Origin of the sequence: Microcoleus sp. LEGE 07076 (assembly GCF_015207455.1) — a bacterium.
Taxonomy (GTDB): domain Bacteria; phylum Cyanobacteriota; class Cyanobacteriia; order Cyanobacteriales; family Microcoleaceae; genus Microcoleus.
Genome location: NZ_JADEWV010000021.1, coordinates 1 through 12,046, shown reverse-complemented (window position 1 = coordinate 12,046; position 12,046 = coordinate 1). Strand labels below are relative to the sequence as shown.

The window sequence follows — 12,046 nt, the reverse complement described above, 5'->3', positions numbered from 1 at the left end:
AGTATTATATAATAGTTACAGTAAATCCTCCTAGCCTGAGAGCTAATCCGTGTCAGCTAAAGATATATATCACGAGACAGTTAAGCGTGCCTTACAAAAGGATGGCTGGACAATTACTCACGATCCATTTCCCATGCAAATTGGTCGCAAGCGTTTATCTGCTGACTTGGGTGCAGAGCGTCTAATTAATGCCGAAAAAGGAACCCAAAAAATTGTTGTTGAGGTTAAGAGTTTTGTAGGGCGATCGGATGTAAGGGACTTGGAACAGGCTTTAGGACAGTACGTTCTTTACCGCCAAGTGCTTAATGAAATGCAGAGCGATAGAAATTTATATCTGGCTATTTCTAAGCCTGCTTTTAAGAGCGTATTTACCATAGAATTAGGGCAGGTGTTATTAAAGAATCAAATTGTTAAACTGATTGTTTTTGATGAAAAAAGTGAGGCAATACTTCAATGGATACCCGATTGAGATACCAAGAAATTATCAAAACTATACTTCAGGAACACGCTAAATTCCGCAATACTATACCTGACGGCTATCATTCTCAACTGTTATTTGATGATGAACGAGGAGGATATTTAGTTTTGGATCTTGGTTGGAATGATGACAATTACCTTCATGCTACACCAATCCACCTCGATTTAATAGACGGTAAAATCTGGATTCAATATGATGATACTGAAGAAGGAGTGGCGACGGATTTATTAGCAGCAGGTGTTCCTAAAGAAGATATTGTGCTTGGTTTTCGGCATCCTGGAGTGCGGCAATATACTGAATTTGGAACTGGTTTGAGCGACAAAGATGAAGGAATTGTTGCTGAATCTGCTGTTGTGCGATCGGCTTAAGTCGATAAATTATTCGGCAATTGAAATCGCGTCTAAACAAACGAAGTTTGCTTGGGCGGACTAAGAAATATGAAAGATTGTAATTAAATATAAACAAACTCGGATTGACATCAAAAAACTTTCCCAAAGCCTCAGCTTGTTTTTTGGTAATTTCTAGCTGGTTATTAATGATTTGAGTTACTCTGTCAATTGTATCCATAATTTCTACTAAATCCGCTGGCTCTAGATTTCTAGCATCCATCAAATGAAGAAGTCTTGAGTGGGGCGTTGAAGCATTTATTTGATAATGCGTTTCTTCAAAATCTTCAATTAGTTTGACTAATAGTTCTAGGAGGGTATCTTCTTCTGGAGTTATATTTGTCCGAGAGAGCAAGCTTTCTACGACTTCCAAAAATATCTCGTTTTCATCTTCATTTTTGATAATGCGCGGTTGATATTGAGATAGCAAGCTGCTGTACCTGTCGGAGTCAAACATTTAGCGATCGTTCAGATGTTTTGCAGATATCTAATTTTATCAAATTTAAGGGATTTAGCACAAAACCCAAAATCTCAGAAACCGGGTTTTTTGCTAAATCACCGACTGTGAAGAAAGATTCTCGAAAAAACCCGGTTTCTCGCCACACCTAAAATAATTCCGAATCTAAAATCGAAAATTGTCGCACATTCCCGTCGTCAAAGTTCTCGCGCTAACCCGCAATTCCGCCGGGGGTTGAAAACCCCCGTCTCATAGCGAAAGTCCTCTAAAAGAGGACTGAAAAGCAAATTCAATAAACAAAGGTCGATCGCACATTTCCAAATTCCCGAAAATTCACTGTAGGGAAACGGCATTGCCGTCTCCTTACCGGGATTTGCTATATAATTTTTATGACTCACTATTTGGGCGGGAATAGTTAGTTTTGACATACTCTTTTAGTATCGGTGCCAGGGTAAAAAATGTGCGTGAAGCGTAGCTATCCCGTAGGGAATCGCCATTCTGGATTTTTTCAACAAATGAACGCCTTCCCAAGGATTGCATAACTTTCAAAAATTGCGATCGGGATAATTGGATATTCTCTGGCACTTTTGAGATGGAAACTGGCGCGGTTTCACTCGCTAGCCATGACATTACCTGTTTTTCCGACTCGGATAAGCGATTAAATGGCTGATGCAGTAAAGATTCTAAATCACCTAAAAATAGTGGCTCGTCAGATAATAATTCCGATAGGCTGCCGTTAAATAAATCTTGAATCATTGTAGCAACTATTTTCAACCACAAGGGATTGCCTCTGTATTGTTCAATTATTTCTGACCATTTTTCATGTTCAGCTAAACCTTTTTCTCTAAGGATTTCCCCCGCGCCCGTACCTAAACCATTGAGTTGTAACGATCGCACTGGCTGGTTTTTGCCTTCTAATGCGGCGATTTCTCTGGGTTGTTCCCAACTGAGCAACACTAAGCAACTGTTGTGAGATAATTCTCCTGCTTGTCGAAATAGCGTGCCGTAATCTTCATATCCAGGTTGGTAATTGCCAGCGAGTTGTCCGCGGCTATTTACCATTTGTACGTCATCCAGTATCAGCAGACAGCGGTATTTTTGCAAGTAGCCCAGTAGGGGCAATCCCCCTGTGGTTGCCCCATTTTCTGGGACAACCACACCGTCGGCATTTGGGGCGGGCACGGGGGCACCGCCCCTACAGAAGAATTGAATTATATTTGTTTGAAGTATTGACAGGGGTGGAGATGTGGCGAGACTTCGCCAGATAACGAAATCAAATTCATGTTTGATTTGTTGGACAAGTTGGGCGGCGAGTGCGGTTTTACCAATGCCGACTATGCCGTGTATGGCGAGTAGGCGGGTGTTTTCGTGTAGAATCCACTGTTTGAGGGTGGTGAGAGATGTGGTGCGATCGTAGAAAATGGCAGACTTAGGCATTTCAGCTAAGAATTGACGCACTTTGGGTTCAGTATTGCCTTTGGTTAGGGGTTCTTCATCAATTGGTGAGTTGGGGACTTTTGGGGAATGTGAACTATTTTCACAGAAGTTGACTTCACCAATGTGTAAACAATCTTTATTATTGAAGTTCCAGAGATTTGACAATTTTACTTGCTCCAATCTGACTCTAAAATTTGCTTTATTGACTTCTTCGCCTAATATTTTTGATAGTAGCTTCCATAATTCAGAGGCAATATCTTTAATGTGACCTTCACTACAGTGAGATTCATCTGCTATTTTTGAGTATTTCTGACATTGTAAAGTTCCCCGCAGTATCACCTCTTGCAGATTGTCTAAGTGTTTTCCCGTATTGATAAAAACTAGGTCGTCGGCAAGTTTTAAGACTTCTTGAACGTCCATAGGTTGCGTTGTTATTAGAGTTTCACTGATTGTATCCTACTTTTTCCTATTTTTTCCTACTTGAGTCGGTTGTTAAAGTCCCGACTTTTTCCGACTTGCAAAAACTTACTTTTTGCAGATGATGTTTATAGTAAGATTTCCACTCAACAGGTATAAAAGGTATGAAACGAATTTTCGGTGTTTTTTTCGTTCTAGGTTTAACTATTTCGACCCTTGCTTATAACCTCCCAACAAAAGCCCAAAGCAATCAAAACAATGGAAATACTGGTAAGTCTAGTAATATTGCTGCTACTGATACCCGTGTTTTTAGCAATCCAAGGGAAGGAGATAATATTCCAGTTGATGTAGTAGTAAAAGGTGCTAGTGGGCTAAGTGAGAAAGCACGTCAGCAAGGCGCAAATGCTTTTTGCAAGGCAAATCAATATACCCAAGCCATAAATTTTACTTTCGATCGTGATAGTACAGTCGGCACTATGCAGTGGAATCAAAAAAGTGAGCAATGGGAATTTTGTGAAGAGTGTACAATGTACCTGACTAAAGTAACTTGTAAGTAAGTCGATTATCAAGCTAGCGAAGCTACAACTAAGTACGGTTATTACATAACACTTTGTTGTTCTAATAAATGTACTTTCTCTTTTCTAGGATTGAAATCATAAAAAAGGTAAACTGCTCCAGGCGAACGCCCTTCTATTATTGAGGTGCGATCGCTATTTTTTTGAGTATGACTAATTCTGTTTCTCCAACAACATAGGGAATTTTTACCGCTTTGATAACCATTCATAATCGCACTTTCACTTAAACCTTAACTGCTTGCTGCGATCGAACTTCCATAACCTGCAAAGCTTTCAATGCCGCCTCTACTACCATTGTCCACTCAGCAGATTTAATATACCCCTCATCAGAAACTCCTGTCCCCAAAACCTCAAACACTAAATCTATAGCCTGACAAACTGCTGACATCAAACGAGCTTCTTTTTCATCTTCAATAATTACTCCGATCGCCGCATCCGGGTTTTCTGCCAACACTGTATCGTCGTAAAGAAAATGAACCGCACCATCAAAAGTGTCGCACTCAATTCCTGGTGGATAATCGCTCTCTAGCCAAGCTTTATGTTGATATTCTCTATCTGCCAAACTGCGGAGAGTTTCTAATAACTCCTCTCTCATTTTCGGATACTTTACCATACAACTTTCTCCTTCAATTATAGCAGATTTATCCCTGCAAAATGACGTAGTGATTGGCTGCCAGTTGATCAATGAAAAACGGTTTTCTAATTATCAATGCCCGCCACTCAAAAATATCAGTCGAGAGGGAATTTTAAGATAACGCCCGCTCAATAATTGCGAAATGCTGGAGATTGTGGCGAACTTGATGCCGTTACGATCGCCCGATCGGCACAAATACCATCGCCCAAGCACAAGAATTTCTCGAATTCGTTCAAAATTAGCTCGCCCCCAACCCCCGCCCTCAATAAATCAGAGATCCCGAATTCAGCCACACTGCACTTTAGCAAATTACTAACCTTTGGTAGAGGTCGATCGGATCGCTTTGGGATAAAATTGGGTACGACGTATTGGCTAACATTCTTGTGGATACAACAAAAATCACCGATGTTTGGAGTAAAATCCAGGCAATGGCAAGCGACTTCCTGATTTTATTACCAAATATTGTACTGGCACTGATTGTTTTTGCAATTTTCTTTTTTATTGGCAAAACCTTGAAGCGAACGGTGAGAAAACTAACCAGTGCTCACCGCCAAGCTCGCAATTTAGGATTGGTGCTGGGGCGATTAGCACAAGGAGCAACCGTTCTTACAGGGTTGTTTATTGCTCTGTCGATCGTCATTCCGTCCCTCAAAGCAAGCGATCTCGTTCAGCTATTGGGGATTAGTGGTGTGGCGATCGGGTTTGCGTTTCGCGATATCCTGCAAAATTTTCTGGCAGGTGTTTTGATCCTGCTAACTGAACCCTTCCAAATAGATGACCAAATTGTCTTCAAAAACTTTGAGGGAACTGTAGAAAATATTCAAACGCGGGCGACAACAATCAAAACCTATGATGGTAGGCGCATTGTAATTCCCAATTCAGAACTATTCACCAACTCAGTCGTCGTGAACACAGCGTTTGAAAAGCGCCGTTTGCAGTATGACATCGGGATTGGCTACGGAGATGATATTGATACCGCCAGACAATTAATTTTAGAGGCAATGCATGAAATTGATGGAGTGCTAAAAGATCCGGCTCCCGATGCGATCGTCGTAGAATTGGCAGGTAGCAGTGTTAACATTCGCGCTCGGTGGTGGGTGGAGCCTCCTCGTCGCGCCGAACTCTTAGATTTTCAAGATAGCGTATTAACTAACATTAAAAACAAGCTAGTAGCAAATGGGATCGATCTGCCCTTCCCAACTCAGCAAATTTTGTTCCACGATCAGACAGAAGACACTGATGGCGATCGCACCCGTCAACGGGAAGGTTGGCCCGCCGGACAAGCTGAAGTTCCCAAATCGCGCAATATCAGTCGCGCCCTCAGACAACTGGCGGCAATTGAGTCTCAACGCACTAAATCTGAGGATGGCCAAGTAATGTCAAACAATAAACATACTGAGGGTGAAAATAAGTGAAAAATATCAAGTTCAACAACTTGTGGGACTCCTTAAATTCGAGTTTCTGGTTTGTTCCAAGCGTCATGGTTTTTTTGGCGATCGCACTTTCCTTTCTCACCATCGGGATTGACCAAAATCAAAAAACCAACCTCATTGGAGAATTGGGTTGGGCTTATACTCTAGGCCCTAGCGGCTCCCGCGCGATTCTTTCGGCGATCGCCAGTTCAATGATGAGCGTTGCTACCACTGCTTTTTCAATTACGATCGTTGCCCTTCAGCTTGCATCTTCCCAGTTTGGCCCTCGCTTGCTGCGTAACTTCATGCAAGATAGAGGAAACCAAATTGTGTTGGGAACTTTCATTTCCACATTTGTGTATAGCTTGATGGTGCTGCGAACGATCAACGGGTCAGAAGAACATGAGTTTGTCCCGCACCTGGCGGTAACTTGCGGGATTGGTTTGGCGATCGCCAGCATTGGCGTATTGATTTATTTCATTCATCATTCTGCCTCATCAATTCAGGTCGATCGCGTGATTCAATTAGTGGGTGGCGAACTTGATGATGCGATCGATCGACTGTTTCCAGAAAGTATTGGAACCAGTAAAGCTAAAAACAAGCAGCAAGACAACCCATCGGATATTTCCGCTGAAATTCCAGCTAATTTTGAGGAAGATGCCCGTCCAATTCCAGCAATCAATGGTGGCTACATTCAAGCCATTAACGATCGCCAACTAATGCAAATTGCGATCGAGCACAACCTGTTGTTACAAATTCTACAGCGCCCAGGTCGCTTTACTGTCGAAGGAAGCGAACTTGCACAAGTATTTCCAGGAAAACAGGTGAACGATGAACTTGCATCCAAGATTAACAGTGCCTTTCTGATTGGCTCGCAGCGCACAGAACAGCAAGATGTGGAGTTTTCGATCGACCAACTCGTTGAAATTGCAGTACGCGCTCTTTCCCCAGGAATCAACGATCCGTTTACGGCTATCCGCTGTATTGACCAACTGAGTGCGGCTCTTTGTCGTTTAACCCAAAGAGAGATTCCCTCTCCCTACCGCTACGACGACAGCAACCAGCTTCGGATGATTGCAGAACCGATCGCCTTTGCAGATGTGATCGATGCAGCCTTTAACCAAATTCGACAGAATGGACGATCGAATGTAGCTGTCACGATGCGCTTGCTAGAGACGATCGCTGTTGTTGCTCGTTTTACCGATCGAACCACACACCGAAAAGCACTCAGGCGACACGCAGATTTGACTGAACGCTCCAGCCAGCAGGCAACTTTGGATGAATTAGATCGCAAAGACATTCAAGAGCGATATTTAGCAGCATTGAAAGCTATAGACCTGGATTGAGGACTACCGGAAGTTTCAATATTTCGACTACTGAATTAGTCAAAGTAAGCGCGTGCGTAGCTATCCCGTAGGGAATCGCCCTTAAATTATTCACAACAAATATGAAAATTAACGATAAACTTAAGAACATACTGACAGAATTACGATCGCACTTCGAGCAACTTTACGACAGCCGCCTTGTCACAATGGTACTTTACGGTTCCCAGGCGCGAGGCGATGCACATCCCGATTCAGATATAGATGTGTTAGTAGTTCTCAAAGGACAAGTCAATCCTGGCGAAGAAATTAAAAGAACCAGTCACATTAGAGCCGATTTGTCACTCCAAAATGATGAAGTTATTAGCTGTATGTTTATGGACGAACAGAGATTTATACACTACAACGGGCCTTTATTGAGGAATATTCGTAAAGAGGGAATAGCTTTATGAAACCAGAACAATTAGACTTGCTCCTGAAAGCTCGTCAAAGTCTATCGGCGGCAAAGCTATTACTAAATAATGGTTTCCCAGACTATGCAGCATCTCGCGCTTATTATGCCATGTTTTATATTGCTGAGGCATTTTTAGATGGCGAAGGAATGTCATTTTCGAGTCATGCCGCAGTGATTGGAGCTTTTGGCCGAGAATTTGCCTGTACAGGAAGAGTTCCTGTTGAGTTTCACAGGTTTTTAATCGATGCTCAAGACTTGCGAAATAGTGGGGATTACGGGGGACTTGATACTGTGACTGTCGAGCAAGCTGCGGAGCAAATTAACTGCGGTGAGCAATTTCTCGAATTAGCCCAAAGTGCGATCGGCACTCTACCACTGTCCTAAATAAGCGAGAGCGCATTTTCATCTTCTTTAGCTTCCTCCAGCATCAAAGCAAAACCCTGTACTTTCTGCATCACAAAAGATCCACCTACTTTAACCAAATCGCCCGCGCAAGTGACAGGAATTCTGTCCTGATAAGCTTTCAGTGCTAAATTACAATCATTTTCTTTGAGTTCAACATAGATTTTCCGCAGCTTGTTCACTACAAAACCCATCATTGCTACCTGAGCAATTTTCTCTCCATCTTCGCGATCGACCTTCACAACAAATCCCTGAATCTCAGTATTGTCTAACGAAGTAATTAAATCGCTTAAAATCTCTAGTTGAGAACGATTTTCTGTAAGTTCCAGCGTCTTGACAGCATCTCCCATGCGAGCTGGATAATCTGCAAACTCCCTTGTCAAGGGTAGCGCAATATCAAATACATCTCCAGCCTCATTTTTATTAACCCAAATCGCTCCTTTATTGTCGTAAATTCGGCTGTGTTCGTGCCAGCCATTTTTTTGTAAATATGCTATAATTACATTCACATCTAAACTTTTGAAAACTTCCAAATCCCGTACAGTTACTTTCATGGGAAACCTCCTTTGCTAATACGCTGCATAATTGACTCAAGAGCATCTGGTGAAAACTTATTCCGGCGGAGCAATTCAACAGTAATGCGATTTGTATTTCTAGTTTCAGGCATTCCCCGCAGCGATACCCAATAGGCACAATGTCTAAGCAACATTTCCTGTTCTGACTGTTGTATCCATTCCCCTATATTTTCCGGTACTAAAACGACAACCAGCAGGCGGGGAATAAACGCAGTGACCCTCAAGTCGTTATAATTTTTGACATTGAGCGGATATCGCACAGATTGAGCATCGAGTACATCTCTTGAAGTACATTTTAACTGCAATTCGAGGCGGTGCGGTTGCATTGGATCGCTGCCGATCGCCTTGATACAGAGATCCACGCTATCATAATCATTCTCAGGTTGATCTACAGAACAGCCAGCGACTGCCGCCACAGCACGCACGTAAGCTTTGCTAAATAATTCTTTTCGCTGATTCAGTTCCATTTAAACACAATTCTCAAAAAGGGGCGATCGCGATCGCACATTGGTGTCAACAAACACGTCAAATATAGTACCAGTCTTTTGTTGCTCCGATAGGCTTTATATCTCCCCTATGGGGTGTTTTAAGACCCGGAGATCCTGCCTAACCCCCCTTAAGAAGGGGGGACAAGAGTATTCTCAAAGTCCCCCTACAACCAGGGGGAGCTCGACTGGAATGCAAACGAGTTTTCTCAAGGGTTTAGACTTAATTTGACACCAACGGGAACACCGCCCCTACAGATTAATGACTGCCCGCTCCAGCCGCGCGTTTAAACGCCTCATCCAACACTTCCGAAAGCGTCGGGTGAGTGTGCACTCGGAATGCTAAAGTGTTGACAGAATCCCGTTGGGCGATCGCATTTGCCGCCTCTTGAATCAAATCCGAAGCGTGCAAACCGAAAATGTGAACGCCCAACAATTCCCCAGTATCTTTCCGGTAAATCACCTTAGCCGTACCGTCGGTTTCACCTTCAGCAATAGCTTTAGAATTTCCCTTAAAATAAGTCTTGACAGAAGCTACCTCAAACCCTTCGGTTTTTCCTAACTCCTTCGCCGCAGGTTCCGTCATTCCCACATAGCTAATTTCTGGGTGAGTAAAAGCCGCCGCCGGGATGCTCAAATAGTCCACTTCCCGATCGCGCCCGCAGATATTTTCCACCGCCGCAATGCCCATCGCCGATGCAGAGTGAGCTAACATCATCTTGCCATTCACATCGCCGATCGCCCACAAATGCTTGACCGGTTCTCCCCCAGCCAAAACCTGCATCTTATCGTTGACCGGGATATAACCGCGCATCGTTTCCACAGCAACAGTTTCTAACCCCAAATTCTTACTCACCGGAACTCGGCCAGTTGCTACCAAACAAGCATCAACTTCCAAAATTTCGACAATTTCTTTAGTTTTGAAATCAGCTAATTCAATAATTACCGGGGAACCTGGAGTAATCTTTGTAGCCAACACACCGACTTTCGTTTCAATGTCGCGGGGTGTAATTAACACCCGTTCCGCTAACTTAGCAATATCTGGATCGAAAGTAGGCATTAATTGGTCTAAAGCTTCAATCATCGTGATTTCACAGCCCAATGCAGTGTAAATATCGGAAAATTCCAAACCGATATAACCGCTACCAATAATCGCAATCCACTTCGGTAGCGATTCCAATCTGACAGCATCGTCGCTAGTAAATACAGTTTTGCCGTCAATTTCTATGCCTGGGGGGACAAAAGGAATTGAACCGGGAGCGAGAATAATATCCTTGGCTGTAATTGTTTTCTCGCCTTTGTCGGTTTCAATGATGATTTTTTGAGAACCGGCGATTTTGCCCCAACCTTGGATGATATCGACATTCAAACGCTTGAGGCTGTTGGTCAAATCACCACGCAGTTTGCTGACAATAGTGTTAGCATGATTGGCGATCGCCCCACGATCGAACTCCACACTTCCCAACTGAATCCCCAAAGTCTTCAAATGGTGAGCATTTCGCAAATCCCGTACCCGCCCCGAAGCCGCCAACAGCGCCTTGGAGGGAATGCAGCCGCGGTTGACACAAGTCCCGCCCATGTCGCCCGCTTCGATAATTGCCACTTTCAGCCCGCAGCTAACCGCGTGGATGGCCGCCCCGTGCCCGCCCACGCCAGCGCCGATAATTGCTAAATCGTAATCAAATCCCTGAGTCACCTTAAAATCTCCTAATGCCTTTGAAATCTTAGGACTCAAGCCAAAAACACCGTCTGTCAGTTATTTTAAGCTTGTAGGTGGCGATCGCCACCTACAAACAGCGGTAATAGTTGCATGAGTCCTGTGTCCTTATTCTCGACTAGACTAGGGTTAATTAGACAGTAACTGAAATTTTTTTAGGGATGATGATTTCGATCTGAGTGTGCGCCAAGTTTCAAATCACTGACACGGCGGGCAAAGCTAGATACACTTTGAGGGGTGACAATGCCGATCGGTGTCAACAACCAAGTCAAATGCAGTACGGGTTTCGTGTTTGATCCTATAGCCCCGATCGCCCTCGCAGCCCCTGAATAAGGAGGGAACAAGAGGCGGTCAAAGTCAACCCCTACTCGCCTTCTTAAGGGGGATTGAGGTGGATCTAATCTCGGATCGAAGTGAAATTTCTCAAGAGTTTTAGCTGATTGGGGTTTTGATGTCCAATATCTGTACGCGCCGGGGGCGGAGTTTCTCGGCAAGTTTTAGAGTCTATGGAGTAGATTATGATGGATGACGACGATAGCAAAGATTCACGCCGGGCCTCGGCTCAATCTTTTTTTCAGTCCCTGGATGAATTGTTTGATTATATAGAAGCTGCCAACACTGAAGCGGCACAGCCTCAGTCTCCGCCTCCTGAAGCTAAGTCTGCGAGTCAGCCTTCGAGTCCGCCGAAGAAGGCTAAACCTGCGAAAATTAATTTGTCTGATTTTGAAGATGCGATCGCCGATTTGGAACAGTTTATTCAGAATAAGCGCCAGAATCGCGAATCTAATCAATAGTGCGACACGTTTTAATTAATTATGTCCGGCAAATGACGATCTAGGCCCGCGGGCGATCGCCCTGATTGGATTTTACCCGAGAGTGCGATCGCCAGAGGACACTTCTGGCATCAATTTTCGGATGTGAATTCTTTGGATAGGAGATCGAGGCGATCGCACGTTTCTTGGCGCTGCTGAATTGGGCTGTGAAGCGATCGATCAACATAATTTATTGTTTGAGATCGGCAAAATCTAGAGGTATGGCTTGAGAGCAAAATCCCACAAAACGAAGCAGCGACAAGAGTTTTGGTAACTTACTCAGCCATCTCGCGTCCGGTCGATCGCCCCTCATCTCGTAGGCGATCGCTTACCAAAAATATCTGCCAACAATTGACAATCTCCCAAACCAGCCCCGGCTTTTAATCGCGGTCGATCGGACAGGATATGAATTAGGAGCGCGAATTAAATAATTTAGACAAGTTTGTGGGAGGGGCGGGAGAGCCCGTCCTGGACGGGCTCTCC

Annotated in this window: 17 protein-coding genes; 8 read left to right on the top strand and 9 right to left on the bottom strand. The window is 43.8% G+C overall.

Annotated elements, in window-relative coordinates:
* The first annotated feature begins 49 nt into the window (after positions 1 to 49).
* Together IQ270_RS05520 and IQ270_RS05515 are read left to right on the top strand one after the other, a co-directional pair.
* Entirely contained in the window at positions 50 to 469 is a 420-nt protein-coding gene (locus tag IQ270_RS05520; RefSeq protein WP_193972246.1) for a XisH family protein, read from the top strand.
* Complete coding sequence (locus IQ270_RS05515; protein ID WP_193972245.1) at positions 454 to 846, top strand: XisI protein; 393 nt, start codon at positions 454 to 456, stop codon at positions 844 to 846. The genes IQ270_RS05520 and IQ270_RS05515 overlap by 16 nt, the downstream gene beginning before the upstream one ends.
* 672 nt (positions 847 to 1,518) lie before the next feature.
* Here the strand turns inward: IQ270_RS05515 and IQ270_RS30710 are convergent.
* Both IQ270_RS30710 and IQ270_RS05510 read right to left on the bottom strand, forming a co-directional pair.
* On the bottom strand, positions 1,519 to 1,749 hold the full coding sequence (locus tag IQ270_RS30710) for a hypothetical protein (RefSeq protein WP_228056098.1): 231 nt from the start codon (positions 1,747 to 1,749) through the stop codon (positions 1,519 to 1,521).
* On the bottom strand, positions 1,709 to 3,178 hold the full coding sequence (locus IQ270_RS05510; RefSeq protein ID WP_193972244.1) for an NB-ARC domain-containing protein: 1,470 nt from the start codon (positions 3,176 to 3,178) through the stop codon (positions 1,709 to 1,711). Before IQ270_RS05510 ends, IQ270_RS30710 begins: the two co-directional genes overlap by 41 nt.
* A gap of 161 nt (positions 3,179 to 3,339) precedes the next feature.
* Between IQ270_RS05510 and IQ270_RS05505 the strand changes: the two genes are divergently transcribed.
* Complete coding sequence (locus IQ270_RS05505; protein ID WP_193972243.1) at positions 3,340 to 3,732, top strand: hypothetical protein; 393 nt, start codon at positions 3,340 to 3,342, stop codon at positions 3,730 to 3,732.
* Positions 3,733 to 3,773: 41 nt separating this feature from the next.
* Here the strand turns inward: IQ270_RS05505 and IQ270_RS05500 are convergent, their stop codons facing one another.
* The 3 genes from IQ270_RS05500 to IQ270_RS05490 all read right to left on the bottom strand — a co-directional run bounded on the left by IQ270_RS05500 (position 3,774) and on the right by IQ270_RS05490 (position 4,692).
* Positions 3,774 to 3,959, bottom strand: a complete 186-nt coding sequence (locus IQ270_RS05500) for a hypothetical protein (protein WP_193972242.1) — start codon at positions 3,957 to 3,959, stop codon at positions 3,774 to 3,776.
* Positions 3,960 to 3,973: 14 nt separating this feature from the next.
* Complete coding sequence (locus tag IQ270_RS05495; protein WP_193972241.1) at positions 3,974 to 4,363, bottom strand: hypothetical protein; 390 nt, start codon at positions 4,361 to 4,363, stop codon at positions 3,974 to 3,976.
* A 149-nt stretch (positions 4,364 to 4,512) separates the two neighbouring features.
* Positions 4,513 to 4,692, bottom strand: coding sequence for a hypothetical protein (locus IQ270_RS05490; RefSeq protein WP_193972240.1), 180 nt, complete (start codon positions 4,690 to 4,692; stop codon positions 4,513 to 4,515).
* 75 nt (positions 4,693 to 4,767) lie between these two features.
* On the opposite strand from IQ270_RS05490, the gene IQ270_RS05485 reads away from it, so the two are divergent.
* From IQ270_RS05485 to IQ270_RS05470, 4 genes are all read left to right on the top strand, one after another.
* Positions 4,768 to 5,799 (top strand): mechanosensitive ion channel family protein, encoded by a 1,032-nt coding sequence (locus IQ270_RS05485; RefSeq protein ID WP_339384338.1) that lies wholly within the window; start codon positions 4,768 to 4,770, stop codon positions 5,797 to 5,799.
* Positions 5,796 to 7,142 carry a DUF2254 domain-containing protein gene (locus IQ270_RS05480; RefSeq protein WP_193972239.1) on the top strand — a complete coding sequence of 449 codons (1,347 nt, stop codon included), beginning with the start codon at positions 5,796 to 5,798 and terminating at the stop codon, positions 7,140 to 7,142. Before IQ270_RS05485 ends, IQ270_RS05480 begins: the two co-directional genes overlap by 4 nt.
* Before the next feature lie 101 nt (positions 7,143 to 7,243).
* Positions 7,244 to 7,570 carry a nucleotidyltransferase domain-containing protein gene (locus tag IQ270_RS05475; protein ID WP_193972238.1) on the top strand — a complete coding sequence of 109 codons (327 nt, stop codon included), beginning with the start codon at positions 7,244 to 7,246 and terminating at the stop codon, positions 7,568 to 7,570.
* Positions 7,567 to 7,956: a HEPN domain-containing protein gene (locus IQ270_RS05470; RefSeq protein ID WP_193972237.1), complete on the top strand. Its 390-nt coding sequence runs from the start codon at positions 7,567 to 7,569 to the stop codon at positions 7,954 to 7,956. Before IQ270_RS05475 ends, IQ270_RS05470 begins: the two co-directional genes overlap by 4 nt.
* On the opposite strand, the gene IQ270_RS05465 is transcribed toward IQ270_RS05470, so the two are convergent.
* The 3 genes from IQ270_RS05465 to lpdA form a co-directional block, all read right to left on the bottom strand.
* The gene (locus IQ270_RS05465; protein ID WP_193972236.1) at positions 7,953 to 8,528 is read right to left on the bottom strand and encodes a hypothetical protein; all 576 of its coding nucleotides are present in this window, start codon (positions 8,526 to 8,528) and stop codon (positions 7,953 to 7,955) included. The genes IQ270_RS05470 and IQ270_RS05465 overlap by 4 nt on opposite strands.
* On the bottom strand, positions 8,525 to 9,016 hold the full coding sequence (locus tag IQ270_RS05460) for a DUF4365 domain-containing protein (protein ID WP_193972235.1): 492 nt from the start codon (positions 9,014 to 9,016) through the stop codon (positions 8,525 to 8,527). The genes IQ270_RS05465 and IQ270_RS05460 overlap by 4 nt, the downstream gene beginning before the upstream one ends.
* 277 nt (positions 9,017 to 9,293) lie before the next feature.
* On the bottom strand, positions 9,294 to 10,730 hold the full coding sequence (gene lpdA, locus IQ270_RS05455) for a dihydrolipoyl dehydrogenase (protein ID WP_193972234.1): 1,437 nt from the start codon (positions 10,728 to 10,730) through the stop codon (positions 9,294 to 9,296).
* 539 nt (positions 10,731 to 11,269) lie between these two features.
* On the opposite strand from lpdA, the gene IQ270_RS05450 reads away from it, so the two are divergent.
* Positions 11,270 to 11,545, top strand: coding sequence for a hypothetical protein (locus tag IQ270_RS05450; protein ID WP_193972233.1), 276 nt, complete (start codon positions 11,270 to 11,272; stop codon positions 11,543 to 11,545).
* A 40-nt stretch (positions 11,546 to 11,585) separates the two neighbouring features.
* On the opposite strand, the gene IQ270_RS05445 is transcribed toward IQ270_RS05450, so the two are convergent.
* Complete coding sequence (locus IQ270_RS05445) at positions 11,586 to 11,750, bottom strand: hypothetical protein (protein WP_193972232.1); 165 nt, start codon at positions 11,748 to 11,750, stop codon at positions 11,586 to 11,588.
* Positions 11,751 to 12,046: the final 296 nt, after the last annotated feature.